Origin of the sequence: Sphingomonas sp. LY54 (assembly GCF_035594035.1) — a bacterium.
Classification (GTDB): Bacteria; Pseudomonadota; Alphaproteobacteria; order Sphingomonadales; family Sphingomonadaceae; genus Allosphingosinicella.
Map to the genome: position 1 here is coordinate 2,296,531 of NZ_CP141588.1, position 13,680 is coordinate 2,310,210.

Below are 13,680 nucleotides of genomic sequence, written 5' to 3' on the forward strand. Positions count from 1 at the left end.
GGTCTCGCATCGATAGGTACCTGAGACCTTTCGGTCGACGGAGCGCTGAGCGAAAAGAAGGGTTGACCGGCCCCCTTCGCAGTTCGATGTTTAGAGTACGGGTAAGATCGTGCTAAGCACGGGACCGTCCAGGAACTTTGCAGCTCGAGAATGTCATCCGCCGACATCCTCTTCTCGAGTTGCGTTTTGTCTGCTCCGCAGGCCGCCGGCCTTCTCGATGAATTCGATCACTCGATCGAGGCCATCTTGCGTTTTCAAATTCGTGAACAGGAAAGGGCGCTCGCCACGCATCCGTTTGGCGTCCCGATCCATCACCTCGAGGCTAGCTCCGACATGGGGCGCAAGGTCCACCTTGTTGATGATGAGAAGGTCCGAGCGGGTGATGCCGGGACCACCCTTGCGAGGAATCTTCTCGCCGGCGGAGACGTCGATCACGTAGATCATGATATCCGCAAGCTCTGGGCTGAAGGTGGCAGCGAGATTGTCGCCGCCGGACTCGATTAGGACGATGTCGAGGTCGGGGAAACGGGCGTTCATCTGGTCAATCGCGGCGAGGTTCATAGACGCGTCCTCGCGGATCGCAGTGTGTGGGCACCCGCCCGTTTCGACGCCCATGATGCGTTCGCGCGGCAGGGCTTCGGCGCGCGTCAGGATCTCGGCATCTTCCTTCGTATAGATGTCGTTGGTGATCGCGGCGATGTCGTAGTGGTCTCGCATTGCCTTGCAAAGACATTCCATCAGGGCAGTCTTGCCTGAGCCGACGGGGCCGCCGATACCGATGCGCAGAGGGCCGTAATTCGAGTTCATGAGCGGAAGAGCCTCGTATACTGGGTTTCGTGGAGCATGGACGAAATGTCGGCGAGGATGCAGGCCGAACCGATATCCTCGCGGTCTGCCGCCATGGCCTCGTCCGCAATCGCAAGGATCGTGGGCTCCAGCTCGGCCGAGACTCTCAGCCCGTCCGTCTGCCCCAACGGTACGAGCCTCACGCCGGCGGCGACGAGATTTGCAGCAAATGCATGGAGATAAGCGACGATCACCGCCTCGAGCGGCAGCTCATGAGCAGCTGAGGCAACACCACAAGCGACAGGCAACGCGACCTGGACGGGACAGGCTTCGGCGAACTCATCTATGGCAGCATGCGGCCAGGCCGCCCTGACCGCCGTCTGGAATGCCGCCCCTTGGCTGAGGCTCTCCAACCTTCGTTCGGCACTGGGTTGCAGCGCCGCAGCAAGCTCGGCGGTTTCCCGCGCATCCGCCCAACGCAAGGACATGACCGCGCGCCAGATCTCGCAAAGGATGATAGCGTCCGACCTTCCGGCGCCATAGCGCAGGAGACCCTCGATCCAGTCCGCCAGCGAGCGCGCAGTCTGGACGTCGCCGACCTCGACCGCCCGCTCGAGCCCGTGGCTGTAGCTGAAAGCGCCGATCGGAAAGGCAGGGGAGAACCACGTCTGGAGCTTGACGAGCCCCTCATGAGAGAGCGCCATTCCGGGCGCTCGCGGCTCAACCGTGCTGGCGGAGATGTCCATCTTAGTCATGATCGACATGATGGTGATGACTGCGACTGGCGCCGTCGGTGCCGGCATAAGCGCCACCTTCCGGATCGAATGCAGCATCAACGCGCACGACCTTACCGCCCAGACCTTCCACCATGGCAGCGATGACATGGTCTCTCCGAATCCGCAGGCGGTCACCGAGGAGTTGGGTCGGCAAGTGGCGATTACCGAGATGCCATGCGATCCGCACGAGGCTTGGAAGGTCCGCCGCAGTGATTTCGATAAGCGGCTCCGACGCGGCGCTCACGCGGACTATCGAGCCATTCGCGAGCACCAACCCATCGCCGTCACGGAGAGCCCGCGCCCTTGGAAGATCGAGCAGGAAGCCAAGGCCCGCTTCTCCAGTCATCGTTAGACGCCGACGATGGCGATCATTAAAGTCCAGCACCACGGTGTCGACAGCGGTCGACTCATCCCAGGCGCCGGAGGGCAGGGTTTCATTGCAGGTTAATCTGGGCAAGCCCGTCTCTCCGGTCAGAACAGGAAATAGCGCTGCGCCATCGGCAGCATTTCGGCAGGCTCGCAGGTCAGCAACTCGCCATCCGCGCGCACTTCATAGGTTTCCGGATCAACCTCGATGTGAGGGGTCGCTGAATTGTGCACCATGGCGGCTTTGGTCAGACCTCCTCGGGTGTTGCTCACCGGCAAAGTCGGCTTGGTGAGAGCCAGTTTCTCGCCGACGCCCCTCGAATGGGCAGCTGGGCTCAGGAAGATCAACGCGGATGCGCTCGTAGCTCGCCCGAAAGCGCTGAACATAGGGCGGCTGTGCATCGGCTGGGGTGACCATATCGACCCGTTGGGATCGCCCATCATGGCCCTGGCGATCATGCCCATCTTAAGAACGAGATCCGGCTTCACCGCGAAGAACGCTGGATTCCAGACAACGAGATCGGCGAACTTGCCGACCTCAACCGAGCCGATATGCTCGGCCAGACCGTGCGTCGTGGCGGGGTTGATTGTGACTTTGGCGATGTAGCGCTTCACCCGGAAATTGTCGTTGTCGCCGGTCTCCTCGGGCAGGCGGCCGCGCTGCAGACGCATCTTGTGCGCCGTTTGGAAGGTACGGATGATCGTCTCGCCGACGCGGCCCATCGCCTGGCTGTCGGAAGCCACGATCGAGAAGGCGCCCATGTCGTGGAGGATGTCTTCGGCAGCGATGGTTTCCTTGCGGATGCGGCTTTCGGCGAAGGCGAGATCCTCCGGGATCTTCGGGTTGAGGTGATGAACGATCATCAGCATGTCGAGATGTTCGTCGATCGTGTTGACCGTGAACGGCCTCGTCGTGTTGTTGGAGGAGGGGAGGACATTGGCAAACCCGGCTAGCTTGATGATGTCGGGCGCATGACCTCCGCCGGACCCTTCGGTGTGGAAAGCATGGAGCGTGCGTCCCTTGATCGCGGCAATGGTCGTCTCGACGAACCCGGCCTCGTTCAGGGAATCGGCGTGGAGCATCACCTGAACATCATGATCGTCGGCGACCGAGAGGCAGCAGTCGAGGGCGGCGGGCGTCGAGCCCCAATCCTCATGTACCTTGAGGCAGGAGGCGCCAGCTTCAATCTGCTCGATGAGGGCCTCGGGCCGGGAGGAGCTTCCCTTCCCGGCGATCGCGACGTTGACGGGGGCGCCGTCCAGGGCCTGCAGCATGCGACTGATATGCCAAGGTCCTGGGGTGCAGTTGGTGGCAGTGGAGCCCGTGGCAGGTCCAGTTCCGCCGCCGACCATTGTCGTTACGCCTGCGCTCAGCGCCTCATCAATCTGCTGTGGGCAGATGAAGTGGATGTGGGTGTCTATCGCGCCCGCAGTGACGATCCTCCCCTCGGCCGAGATCACCTCGGTCCCCGCGCCGATGACGATGTCCACGTCCGGCTGGACGTCCGGGTTGCCCGCGTTGCCGATGCCCGAGACCCGCCCATCCTTGATGCCGATGTCGGCCTTCACGACTCCCCAATGGTCGATGATGATCGCGTTGGTGATGACAGTGTCGACTGCGCCTTCGGCGCGCGTCGTCTGCGACTGGCCCATGCCGTCGCGAACCACCTTGCCGCCGCCGAACTGTGCTTCCTCGCCATTCATGGTGAGGTCACGTTCGATCTCGATGATTAGTTCGGTGTCGGCTAGGCGAAGCCGGTCGCCGACTGTCGGACCGAACATAGCGGAATAATCCGGGCGCGACATTCGGTAGGCCATGCACCTCTCCCTTCAGGCTCTAGTCGAGAGCGCCATTAACCTCGGAGTTGAACCCGAAAATACGGCGTGCGCCGCCGAATGGGACCAGCGTCACGTCGCGGGATTGGCCAGGCTCGAAGCGCACAGCGGTGCCTGCGGGGATGTCGAGCCGGAGCCCGCGCGTCTTGTCGCGATCGAAGTCGAGATGATCGTTCGCTTCCGAGAAATGATAGTGGGAACCGACCTGTACCGGGCGGTCGCCGCGATTTGCGACGTGCAGCGTGGTCGTGGGCCGGCCGATGTTGAGTTCGACCTCGCCGTCTTCAAAGAAAAACTCGCCGGGTATCATGCCAAACCTCCGACGAGCACGAGACCGAAGCCGGCGATAGCTGCGCCGAGGCCGCGCGCGAACGGCGGGCGCCGCTGCGCCAGCGAGGTTCCGACCCAGAGCCCGGCGGCGAGCAGCAGGATTGTCGAGGTGCCGAGGCCTAGGCCGATCGCCAGCGCGTTACCGCTTGTCTCAGAGCCGTGGGCATGGCCGTGGAAGACGGCGAACAGGCCCGCGAGGCCCATCGAAGCGGCGAGCGGCAGGCGCACGGCGGCCGCGATCAGAAGTCCGAGGATGAGGACGGAGGCCGCTATACCGGGTTCGACGCCGGGGAGGGAGCCGCCTGAGGCAGCGAGAAGGAAACCTCCGACCATCGCAGCCACGAAGGCAACCGGAACCTGCCGCGTAGCTTTTCGGCCGAGAACGGCGGCCCATAGCCCGATCGCGATCATCGCTGCGACGTGATCGAGCCCGAGCAGAGGATGCGCCACGCCGCCCACGAACCCGTCGGTCCGGCCGTCAAGGGCCGGGTGAGCGAGAGCCGGCGCAGCCAGCACCATCAGTGCTGCTCCGGCAAGAAAAAGACGAACGGGCATTCGGTCCTCCTGTTCTCAACGAATGGGTTCGTGCACGGAAACGAGCTTCACGCCGTCCGGGAAGGTCGCCTCAACCTGGACGCTCGGGATCATCTCCGGCACGCCCTCCAGCACCTGATTTCTCTCGATGACATGGGCGCCGGCCTCCATCAGGTCTGCAACCGAGCGTCCGTCGCGCGCGCCCTCCACGATGAAGTCGCTGATCAGCGCCACGGCCTCGGGATGGTTGAGCTTGAGGCCCCGTTCGAGCCTTCGCCGGGCGACACTGGCCGCGATCGCTACCAAGAGCTTGTCCTTCTCGCGGGGCGTCAGCAGCATTGTCTTACCTCAGCAGGACCAGAACCGTGGGAGAGGGAGGGGCGCCCGCAAGCAGGCTAGCGCTGGAATAATGGAATGTCTCAACGAGGCGCCGATCGGCGCTGCCACCCGCGCCACGAGGATATCGCCGATGATGCTGGCGCCAGCCGGGCTTCCGGGAGCGAGGCTGAACGCGGCACGAAGCTCGTCGCGCTTGGCCGCCAGATCGCGCCCGACGTGCAGCAGCGACGCGAACGCCTTGTGGCCGTTTAGGGTCGCGGAGGAGCCTAGAGTCGAAGCCACGGGGTCGTCGATCCGGATGGCGTCCGCATAGAGTAGGTGCCCGTCGCGACGGACCGTCCAGAAGTCTGAAAGGCTGCCTTGCTTTACGGATTCACCCATCGCCGCGCGCCCGAATATCAGCGTCTCTGCGATCGTGATCTCGGCATCATGCGCGAGTTCAACCTCGAGCCTCCGTCGCACACGACCCCGATCAAAAACGATGGTCTCCTGAGGAATCCAGTCGAGCCGCGCAGCGCGGTCGACCCGAAGACGTTGCTCGATGGAGGCGTCACCGCCGGCCGAACGATAAATATGCTCGCACGCAGGAGTGGTAACGGTCGCGCTGGCCCCTTCACCCACGGCGACCTCGATCGATAGGCGATCGCCGCCGGTGAGACCACCGCTGATGTTCATCAGCGCCAGTTCGGGAATTAAACTTGAGCCAGAACGCGGGAGCCGAGCCTTCAGGCAACCCGATTGATAGAAGTGGGAGACGCGGGTTTCTCCGTCACGAGCGCGGCGGAAACTGACGTTCAACTCCCCACGCGCCCTTGGAAGCGCGGGGGACGGCTTACTCGAACTGGCTGGCGACGTGGCAGCGTTCATCGAGGGCGCCTCGCTCGCGAAATGACTTCGCAGCAGGTGAACCGCTGAACCGCGCAATGGTTCACCCAGGCAGTGGCTGCAGCCTCCGAAGAGCAGACGGGCGGCTTCCGGCCAGAATAAGCCGAAGAGCGGCACATGAATGAGCGCTCGATTCCGGCGAGCAGTCGGTACGTGGTGGATGACCGACTCTGGGTGTCGCCTGCCATGCCGACGCGCGGCCCAGAGTCACGCCGCCAGCCTAGTAGCGAGCACTCAGTGCCACCGGCTTCGTTGACCATCTTGTAGGTGTTGACCCCAAACCCTTCCATGTGCCGGTAGCTCGCTGGAACTCCACGCGGACTGAGCAGGTGAGTCAGCAGTTTCATCGATTCAGGAGTCTGACTCATGAAGTCGAAGATCCGGTTTGGCTCCTGCCGAAACGTCACCGGGTCGGGCTTTAGAGAGTGGATCACGTCCGGGAATTTGATTCGCATCGCGGATGAAGAAGACGGCGAGGTTGTTGCCAACCAGGTCCCAGTTGCCGTGCGACTTCAGAGGAATCCCGTCCGCCGATGACGGTGGAGAAGCGAATAGCGAGCGGCGTCTTCTTGCCGGGCGTCTGGAACACGATGGCCCGCGTGTATTTTGACGCCGGCTCGTCGCCGATCTTTCCAGTGACCTCAAGCTCCCCATAGCAGACAAAGCCGCGCGCGTGGACGACGCGCTCCGGGATTCGTTCTCGGTCGAAATGCGTGATCTTCTCCAGGAACTGGTAGTTTTCCAGCGTAGCGGGACCGCGCGAGCCAACGGTGCGTGTGGACTGGTTGTGGGAAATTGGGTGCCCTTGACGATTTGTCAGGATGCGGGCGTTTTCGTCATTCTCACGGTCTTCCACAATGCTCTCCATCTCGCGAAGATCGCCGGAAGGAGAGGCCCACAAAACGCTACCCGAGCGTCCGATTTCCGTGCGAAACGGCCAAGAACGAACAAACGTCCGGCCGTCGAGTGCGTTCCTGCCTATATGCTCGAGCAGATCGCCGACCTCGGCCTCGTGTTGGCGTCGCCGTCGCCATCGTCGGGGCGCTACTGATTTCCTCGTGCATGAATGTGGGGTACATTGTCAGCAAGCCCATTCGAGTCAGGTGTGTGGCGCGATTACGAGTGCTCCAGTGTCCATGTAGTCCAGCTGTTATGGTCGACCGCCTCGGAGGCTGAGGGTCCCACATGACATCCGCAACTTTTATGTCGGTTGTTCTACGCGCCGGGACCGCGCTTGCCGCAGCGGCGTCGGCGGCTGCCTGGGCAGCGCCTAAACCGACAGACATACAAGGCCTGGAAGCCAAGGTTCGCGCACAGGACGATCGTATCCGCCAGCTCGAGGATCAGGTGCAGCGGCTTCTGGCGCGTGTGCCCGATCCGCAACCCGCCAGCGCTCAGGCACCGCCGCCCGGCGCGAGTGCGCCGGCGCCTGCGCAGAGCGAGGCCAAAGCGTCCGGTGAGGGCGAAGAGGTCACGATCAAGCTGCGCGGGCGCGTTCAGGTCGATGCCTCGCTCGGCAGCGGCGAGGATGTCTCGTTCGGGACCCAGATACGGCGCTTCTACCTGGGCGCCGAGGGCAAGCTCGGCGGCGGGTTCCGCTACCTCGCCGAGGCCGATTTCGCCGGCAACGACGTCAGCCTGCAGGACGTGCTGATTGGATACGAGATCGATCCGGACACCGAACTCGTGGTCGGCCATTTCAAGCCGTCCAACACGAACGACGATCTTACCTCGGACGTCCACACCTTGTTCCTCGAGCGTTCGGCCTATGCGAGCGTGTTCGCCCCCGGCCGCCGGATCGGGGCCGGCGTCCATCATGCCGGCCGCGACTGGGGCGTGCGGGTAGGGCTGTTCGGCGAGCGTGAGGACCGGGCGCTCGATACCGACCGGGCCGAGGCCTGGCTGGCGAGCGGGCGGGTCCATGCCGATCTTCTCCCCGGCGACGACGTGCTGCACGTCGCCGTCTCCGGCTATTATTCCGAGCCCTCCAGCAGCGAACGATCGGTGCGGATCACGCAGAAGCCGGAATTGAATCGCGCACCGACCGTCCTCGACACCGGCGTCTTCGACCCCGACCACGGCATGTTCGGCGGCGCCGAGCTCGCCTTCGCCCACGGTCCCTTCACCGTCCAGGCCGAAGGCGGCGCGCTGAGCTACGAGGGCGCGACCGCCGGTCCGCTGTTCTGGGGTGTATCAGCACAGGCTTCTTGGCGGTGGACCGGCGAATCCCGTCCCTATGACGTCGCCTCCGGCACGTTCGGCCGCGTAAAGCCCGACCGCTCGTTCGCCGACGGCGGCGCCGGCGCGTTCGAAACCGGGGTGCGCTTCACCCATGTCGATCTTGACGACGGCAACCTGCTCGGCGGCAGGCTCACGACCTACGGCATCGTCCTCAACTGGTTCCCCGTCACGCGGGTGCGGGTGAGCGGGAACTTCATCCATGCCGAGACCGACCGGCTGATCGGGCCCGACCTCAAGCACAACCTCTTCGCGGTCCGCGGCGCGGTCGATTGGTGAGGCACAGCGAGTCTCGAGGAGCTGTTCGCCCCCCACGTTGCGTCTGAAGGGGCCGTACGATCCGCCTAGGTTGGCGAGACGGTCGAGTATCCAATCGGCAAAGACCGCAGGGGCTATCTCGTCTCGGCAACCGGATCGGTCGAGATCGACGGCGTCCGTGTGAATGCCCGCGATGGCGCGGCAATCGGAGAAGTCGACACGCTTCGAGTGAATGCCCGCGAGGACAGCGAAGTCGTCCTCGTTAACGCCGAGTAATCAGTTCAAGGGAGGGGCCGCGGCAACGAAGCTATGGCGCGTGTCGTGTTGCGCCGAGGAAGCTCTAGACAGTGTGAAGGATGAGCCCAAGCATTGTTACCTGGAAGAGGATAATCAATACCACGCCGAGGTAATGCGGTGGTGCCTGCTCCACCTTATTTTCGTCCGAGAAATCGCTTGCGGCAGGGAAGGAGCCCCAGGGGGCTCGAGCATGCCACTGGGGGATAGCTGCTGCTTTCACCTGCTGTGCGCGACCAGGACGATTATTATACTCCGTAAATCGATGTGCAGCGTTCAGAGTATTCAAGAGTTTTCTCCAAATGTTATTATTAAGAAATTGAAATGGCGAGATCGCCGCCGGGATGCGACTTTCAAGCAAACGACCGTTAGCTCATGTTGCGCTGTCGAATATCTTCCTTCCAAACGCCGGAAGTCGGATTCCGAGGAGGGGAAGCGGACGCGCCGGCTAGCTTGGTAGCGAAACCAGTGACTTTGCTGCCTGCTTCTAGGACGAAGCGGTCCGACCTCACGGACTTACTTCGCAACCTGCTGTCCGGACGTGTAGCCGAGCCCAAATAGTTAGCTTTCCCAATAATGGGATACCTACATATACTGTTTGAGATTTCGGCTGTGCCAAAACACAGTTATAATAAGAATGTCCGATAGGCGGGCCCCAAGTTGCGGTCCTGGTAGGACGGCAGACTAGGGGCCTAATCGTGCGTTGGGCTGCTTCCGGGAGGTAGATCCGAGCGCCGAAATCTTCGGTTGTTGGACATGGTTTCTATAAGGGGGGTGGGCCTGGATTGTCAAGATGTGGAAAATCGCGCGGGACTGAAACGCTGACCTTCGCTTCTGCGTCCGAAGCTGCAACTAGCCCCGATCCGCCCTCCGATAAAACTCGACGTGGAACCGCACCGGGCCAAGCGGCTCAACATGATGCAGCACGGTCGGCTCGACGATGCCGGGCGGCGTGTCGAGCGCCAATATCCGTTCGCTGGGCGGTCGGCGTGGATCGGTCACTACATAGCGGAGCTTGCCCGCCTCCATTCTTATGACGCCCCACGTCCCGCGCTTGGTCGAGTGATCGCGGAGCAATCCAGGAGGCACCGTTTCCTCGGTGAAGGTCGGGGTTCGCTGATACGGCTCGAGATCCGCGGGCAATGTCGTATTCATGCGATCCCGCCTCCGCGTTCGGTATCGGGATGGTCGGCCATGTGGGCATACTTCTCCGTTCGGCCAGCAGACGCAACAGGCTGATCGATTGAGTCAGCGCCGATATCTCCCTTAACTGAGGACAACTGTTCGGAAGTTTAGAAAAGAAGCCTCGATTTTATACGCCTCCCGGAAAGTGACGCACGAACCCAGATCCTTTGAAGAGGCCACAAAGGCTCAGTCATAGGAGTATTCAACATGAAGCGTTTCATTTTGCCAGTGGCAGCGGCTGTGCTCGCGACAGGCGCTGCGTCGTCAGCCGCCGCCGAGCCGTTCAACGGCCCCTATGTCGGCGTCCAGGGCGGCTGGAGCCAGAATGATCTTGGCAGCCCCTCCACGCCGCAGGGCATCGTGAATGTGGATCGTTCGGACGACGCGGTCTCCGGCGGCGTCTACACCGGCTATGACCTCAAGGTGAGCCCGAGGGTCGTGCTCGGCGCCGAGGCCGGCGTGCAGTTCGGCGCGAACGACAGCATCACGCGGGGCAATGTGACGGTGGATCCGAAGCGCTCGATCGATCTGACGGCGCGCGCCGGCTATCTCGTCAATGACGATACCCTTCTGTACGCGCGCGGCGGCTACACCAACACGCGTGTGCGCACGGCGATCGAGGAGCCGGCCGGGATACGCTCGGCCACAGCCAATCGCGACGGGTGGCTCGTTGGCGGCGGTGTCGAACACGCGCTGAGCGACAATGTTTCGGCACGGGCCGAATATCGCTACTCCGATCTTGGCGATGGCGGCGGCAAGTTCGACCGGCACCAGGCCCTGTTTGGAATATCCTACCGCTTCTAATCGTTGCGGGATCGGCGGAGGCGCCGCTTAGGCGTCTCGGCCGGTCTGCGCGACGCGCGTGCCTTCAAGTCTCTTCCTGGCGGCTCCGGCCCGCATCGACGAAGCGCTGGAGCAGCCATGAGGCCGCTGGGCCCGGCGGCGTGTCACTCCGATAAATGCCCGACATCCGATAGCTGATACCCGTGTCGTCCGGCATCGCCAGTTCGACCAATCGGCCCGAAGCCAGATCTGCATCGATCATCGGCCGGGGCATGCTTCCCCATCCAATCCCTTCACGAAGCAGCGCCAGCTTGGCGCCAAGGTCGCCGAGCCGCCAGGTGTGAGGGCTCACGACTCCAAAGTCCTTCCCTTGCGTGAGCGGCGAGCGATCCGTCAGGACCAGCTGGATATGCTCTCGGCCCTCTCCGGGCCGCAATTCCCCCGTCTGCGCCAATGGATGATTGGGTGATGCCACAGGGATCAGCGGCACGGACCCGATGATGACGTTTTCGAGCCCAGGCATATCGGCGGCAAGAGGCCCGCTCACGCCGATGACGGCTTTGCGGTCCAGCACCAGCGCGGTGACGGCACCCAGCGTCTCCACATGAAGGTTCAGCGCAACGGTGGGAAACTCTTCGTAGAAGGCGCTCAGCGCCTTCCCGAGCCACTGGAAAGGAAGCATCGCGTCCACCACAATGTCGATCTTCGCCTCCAGCCCCTGCAACAGCCCGCGTGCCTTGGCCCGGAGACCGTCCATGCTCTGGTCTATGATTTGCGCCTCGGCGAGAACCGCTTGCCCGGCCGCGGTTAGGCGTGGCCGGCGGGTGCCCTGCCGCTGGAATAGCTTGAGGCCGAGCTGCGCTTCCAGGTTCGCGATGCCGTAGCTTATCACCGAAGTGGCCCGGTTGAGACGCCGGCCGGCGGCCGCGAAGCTGCCGGTCTCCACGACGGTGAGAAAGATCCTCAGCTGGTCAAAGGTGGGCGTGCCTGGTTCCATCATTTCAACTCTGCAGGAAGAGTCCGGGTGAATCGTTCCAACGATCGGAAAAGACAATAGCCGTATAACCGATCTCGCGGCGCCCGGCCGCTTTTCTATTTTGTGGAACGAACCATTCGAGATTTGTCGGCTCCAACGAACGCCATTGGGTTCCCATATCGCAACGGTGGACGCAATTACGGAGGAAAAAGTGGCAACTGCACCAGCGACTTCGCTCAGCGACGGGCCCGAGTTCATATTGGCGAGCGCGCCGCACCGTGTCGGCCGCGTCTCGCTTGTCGTACACGATCTCGAACGCGTTTCTGAATTCTACCAGTCCGTCCTGGGGCTGCGGGTCGTCGAGGAGGTATCCGGCCGCGTGCGCTTGGGCACGAGCTCTTCCGTCCTTCTTGAGCTTGCGCATGAACCGGCGGCTCGACTGCGCAATCCGCAGGAAGCCGGCCTCTTCCACACCGCCTTCCTCCTCCCCCGACGCGACGCGCTTGGCGCCTGGTTGTCGCATGCGGCGGCGGCAGGCGTGAGGCTGACCGGCGCTGCGGACCACCTCGTCAGCGAGGCCGTCTATCTGAACGATCCGGAAGGTAACGGGATCGAAATATACGTCGACCGGCCGAGCGGCGCTTGGTCGCGCGCGGGCGGCATGATCGAGATGAGCACGGATCCGCTGGATCTGGATGGCCTCGTGAAGGCATCGACCGGCACCAATTGGTCAGGCTTTCCGGAAGCAGGCGTGGTCGGTCACGTTCACTTGCAGGTCGGCGATCTCGCCGCGGCCGACGCCTTCTACCGGGACCTGCTGGGGTTTGAGCTAACGACCCGTTACCCGGGCGCGAGCTTCTACGGCTCCGGCGGCTATCACCACCAACTCGCAGGCAACATCTGGAACAGCCGGGGGGCGCCCGAACGTACCGACGTCGCGACCGGTCTCGCGGAGGTCGAGCTCCTCGCCGACGAGGAAGTCCTGGAAGCGCTCCGTTCGAAGCCGCTGGCGCGAAAGCATGCTCTAGGTCCGGACGGGATCTCGCTGCGCGACCCGTGGGGCACGTCGATAAGTTTGCGGGAGGCCCGTCCGGAGAAAATGAAAGGAGAATGATCATGTTCAATTACGGAAAGTGGCCGCATCTGCAGCCAATCCCCGCGACAATCGAGGTTCATCGCGCCCGCCCGCGGCCCTCGGCTGCCAAGCGGCAGGATGAACTGCTGGACGATGCCCTGAAGGACACCTTTCACGCCAGCGATCCGATCAGCGTGGGTCGAGCCACCTGATCCGATTGCGCCTCACCCCCTCTGCGGAGGGACCAAACAGAACAGGAGAAATGACATGGCGACAGTCACCGAACTCAAAACCCCGACGGACCTCGAACGAAATTCGGTCCGATCGGTCGCCGAGGCGCTGAACGGCATCCTCGCAGACAGCTACGCGCTCTATCTCAAGACCAAGAACTTCCACTGGCACGTCACCGGCCCGCATTTCCGCGATTATCACCTGATGCTGGACGAGCAGGCGGCACAGATCCTCGGCACCACCGACGACTTGGCCGAACGCGTGAGGAAGATCGGCGGCACGACGTTGAAATCGATAGGCCACATCGCTCGGCTCCAGCGGATCAAGGACAATGATGCAGATTATGTGAGCGCGCAAGACATGGTCGTCGAGCTTCACCAGGATAATCTAAAGTTGGTCGAACATCTGCGCGAAGCGAAAGAGGCGGTCGACGCAGCCGGCGACAACGCCACGGCCGGTATGCTCGACGATTGGACCGACCAGGCGGAGGAGCGTGCATGGTTCCTGTTCGCAGCTCGCCAGGAGGGTTGAGGCGCACACCGCCGCTCCAACGTCAGCTCTTGTCTGGCGCTTCGAAGTGGATACTCCGCTTGGGCCAAATTCGGGTGTTCGGCTAAGCGCCAATTGCCGCCGTTCAGGACCCTGGCGCAGACGCGCGGAAGCGGACGTTCGTTCAGGCTCGCGAGCTATTTCGGTTACGACCCGTTGCGGACATTCGCCTCTCTTTACGTTCCGTAGCCGATCGTCACACCAAGGCTCGGACAGTGCATATCGCACGAACGCCAGCT

The 13,680-nt window shown here is 62.8% G+C and carries 16 protein-coding genes and 2 pseudogenes; 6 read left to right on the forward strand and 12 right to left on the reverse strand.

The annotated features are described in order from the left end of the window. Positions 1-153 precede the first annotated feature (153 nt). The 10 genes and pseudogenes from ureG to SH591_RS11550 form a co-directional block, all read right to left on the reverse strand. Positions 154-807: an urease accessory protein UreG gene (gene ureG / locus SH591_RS11510; RefSeq protein WP_324749227.1), complete on the reverse strand. Its 654-nt coding sequence runs from the start codon at positions 805-807 to the stop codon at positions 154-156. Next, positions 804-1,541, reverse strand: a complete 738-nt coding sequence (locus tag SH591_RS11515) for an urease accessory protein UreF (protein WP_324749228.1) — start codon at positions 1,539-1,541, stop codon at positions 804-806. Before SH591_RS11515 ends, ureG begins: the two co-directional genes overlap by 4 nt. After that, the gene (locus SH591_RS11520; RefSeq protein WP_324751373.1) at positions 1,534-1,950 is read right to left on the reverse strand and encodes an urease accessory protein UreE; all 417 of its coding nucleotides are present in this window, start codon (positions 1,948-1,950) and stop codon (positions 1,534-1,536) included. Before SH591_RS11520 ends, SH591_RS11515 begins: the two co-directional genes overlap by 8 nt. A gap of 83 nt (positions 1,951-2,033) precedes the next feature. Then, positions 2,034-3,746 carry an urease subunit alpha gene (gene ureC / locus SH591_RS11525; RefSeq protein WP_324749229.1) on the reverse strand — a complete coding sequence of 571 codons (1,713 nt, stop codon included), beginning with the start codon at positions 3,744-3,746 and terminating at the stop codon, positions 2,034-2,036. Positions 3,747-3,765: 19 nt separating this feature from the next. Then, positions 3,766-4,074 (reverse strand): urease subunit beta, encoded by a 309-nt coding sequence (locus SH591_RS11530; RefSeq protein ID WP_324749230.1) that lies wholly within the window; start codon positions 4,072-4,074, stop codon positions 3,766-3,768. Then, entirely contained in the window at positions 4,071-4,649 is a 579-nt protein-coding gene (locus SH591_RS11535; RefSeq protein ID WP_324749231.1) for a HupE/UreJ family protein, read from the reverse strand. The genes SH591_RS11530 and SH591_RS11535 overlap by 4 nt, the downstream gene beginning before the upstream one ends. Before the next feature lie 15 nt (positions 4,650-4,664). After that, positions 4,665-4,967 carry an urease subunit gamma gene (locus tag SH591_RS11540; RefSeq protein WP_324749232.1) on the reverse strand — a complete coding sequence of 101 codons (303 nt, stop codon included), beginning with the start codon at positions 4,965-4,967 and terminating at the stop codon, positions 4,665-4,667. Between the two features lie 9 nt (positions 4,968-4,976). Further along, on the reverse strand, positions 4,977-5,642 hold the full coding sequence (locus SH591_RS11545) for an urease accessory protein UreD (protein WP_324749233.1): 666 nt from the start codon (positions 5,640-5,642) through the stop codon (positions 4,977-4,979). A gap of 188 nt (positions 5,643-5,830) precedes the next feature. Further along, on the reverse strand, positions 5,831-6,307 hold the full coding sequence (locus SH591_RS16295) for a catalase (RefSeq protein ID WP_416385183.1): 477 nt from the start codon (positions 6,305-6,307) through the stop codon (positions 5,831-5,833). A 43-nt stretch (positions 6,308-6,350) separates the two neighbouring features. Continuing rightward, positions 6,351-6,720 (reverse strand): annotated as a pseudogene (locus SH591_RS11550) (catalase); the annotation flags it as partial. A gap of 335 nt (positions 6,721-7,055) precedes the next feature. Here SH591_RS11550 and SH591_RS11555 point away from each other — a divergent pair. Beyond that, entirely contained in the window at positions 7,056-8,369 is a 1,314-nt protein-coding gene (locus tag SH591_RS11555; RefSeq protein ID WP_324749235.1) for an OprO/OprP family phosphate-selective porin, read from the forward strand. A 72-nt stretch (positions 8,370-8,441) separates the two neighbouring features. Next, positions 8,442-8,624: pseudogene (locus SH591_RS11560) on the forward strand (pirin family protein); the annotation flags it as partial. Positions 8,625-9,494: 870 nt separating this feature from the next. On the opposite strand, the gene SH591_RS11565 reads toward SH591_RS11560, so the two are convergent. Continuing rightward, a complete protein-coding gene (locus SH591_RS11565; protein ID WP_324749237.1) occupies positions 9,495-9,797 on the reverse strand; it encodes a TehB family protein in 303 nt (100 codons plus the stop codon). A 237-nt stretch (positions 9,798-10,034) separates the two neighbouring features. Between SH591_RS11565 and SH591_RS11570 the strand changes: the two genes are divergently transcribed. Continuing rightward, a complete protein-coding gene (locus SH591_RS11570) occupies positions 10,035-10,631 on the forward strand; it encodes an outer membrane beta-barrel protein (protein ID WP_324749238.1) in 597 nt (198 codons plus the stop codon). Between the two features lie 64 nt (positions 10,632-10,695). On the opposite strand, the gene SH591_RS11575 is transcribed toward SH591_RS11570, so the two are convergent. Continuing rightward, positions 10,696-11,610 (reverse strand): LysR family transcriptional regulator, encoded by a 915-nt coding sequence (locus tag SH591_RS11575; RefSeq protein WP_324749239.1) that lies wholly within the window; start codon positions 11,608-11,610, stop codon positions 10,696-10,698. Positions 11,611-11,752: 142 nt separating this feature from the next. Here SH591_RS11575 and SH591_RS11580 point away from each other — a divergent pair, with 142 nt between their 5' ends. From SH591_RS11580 to SH591_RS11590, 3 genes are read left to right on the forward strand one after another with little or no spacing between them, the layout of a single operon-like run. After that, entirely contained in the window at positions 11,753-12,700 is a 948-nt protein-coding gene (locus tag SH591_RS11580; RefSeq protein ID WP_324749240.1) for a VOC family protein, read from the forward strand. After that, positions 12,697-12,873, forward strand: coding sequence for a hypothetical protein (locus tag SH591_RS11585; protein WP_324749241.1), 177 nt, complete (start codon positions 12,697-12,699; stop codon positions 12,871-12,873). Before SH591_RS11580 ends, SH591_RS11585 begins: the two co-directional genes overlap by 4 nt. Positions 12,874-12,928: 55 nt before the next feature. Beyond that, positions 12,929-13,423, forward strand: a complete 495-nt coding sequence (locus SH591_RS11590) for a Dps family protein (protein WP_324749242.1) — start codon at positions 12,929-12,931, stop codon at positions 13,421-13,423. Positions 13,424-13,680: the final 257 nt, after the last annotated feature.

Bases quoted from the DNA above. Each gene is read 5' to 3' on its own strand.
- ureG (WP_324749227.1), bottom strand. From the start codon at position 807: ATGAACTCGAATTACGGCCCTCTGCGCATCGGTATCGGCGGCCCCGTC.
- SH591_RS11515 (WP_324749228.1), bottom strand. From the start codon at position 1,541: ATGACTAAGATGGACATCTCCGCCAGCACGGTTGAGCCGCGAGCGCCC.
- ureC (WP_324749229.1), bottom strand. From the start codon at position 3,746: ATGGCCTACCGAATGTCGCGCCCGGATTATTCCGCTATGTTCGGTCCG.
- SH591_RS11530 (WP_324749230.1), bottom strand. From the start codon at position 4,074: ATGATACCCGGCGAGTTTTTCTTTGAAGACGGCGAGGTCGAACTCAAC.
- SH591_RS11535 (WP_324749231.1), bottom strand. From the start codon at position 4,649: ATGCCCGTTCGTCTTTTTCTTGCCGGAGCAGCACTGATGGTGCTGGCT.
- SH591_RS11540 (WP_324749232.1), bottom strand. From the start codon at position 4,967: ATGCTGCTGACGCCCCGCGAGAAGGACAAGCTCTTGGTAGCGATCGCG.
- SH591_RS11545 (WP_324749233.1), bottom strand. From the start codon at position 5,642: ATGAACATCAGCGGTGGTCTCACCGGCGGCGATCGCCTATCGATCGAG.
- SH591_RS16295 (WP_416385183.1), bottom strand. From the start codon at position 6,307: ATGCGAATCAAATTCCCGGACGTGATCCACTCTCTAAAGCCCGACCCG.
- SH591_RS11555 (WP_324749235.1), top strand. From the start codon at position 7,056: ATGTCGGTTGTTCTACGCGCCGGGACCGCGCTTGCCGCAGCGGCGTCG.
- SH591_RS11565 (WP_324749237.1), bottom strand. From the start codon at position 9,797: ATGAATACGACATTGCCCGCGGATCTCGAGCCGTATCAGCGAACCCCG.
- SH591_RS11570 (WP_324749238.1), top strand. From the start codon at position 10,035: ATGAAGCGTTTCATTTTGCCAGTGGCAGCGGCTGTGCTCGCGACAGGC.
- SH591_RS11575 (WP_324749239.1), bottom strand. From the start codon at position 11,610: ATGATGGAACCAGGCACGCCCACCTTTGACCAGCTGAGGATCTTTCTC.
- SH591_RS11585 (WP_324749241.1), top strand. From the start codon at position 12,697: ATGATCATGTTCAATTACGGAAAGTGGCCGCATCTGCAGCCAATCCCC.
- SH591_RS11590 (WP_324749242.1), top strand. From the start codon at position 12,929: ATGGCGACAGTCACCGAACTCAAAACCCCGACGGACCTCGAACGAAAT.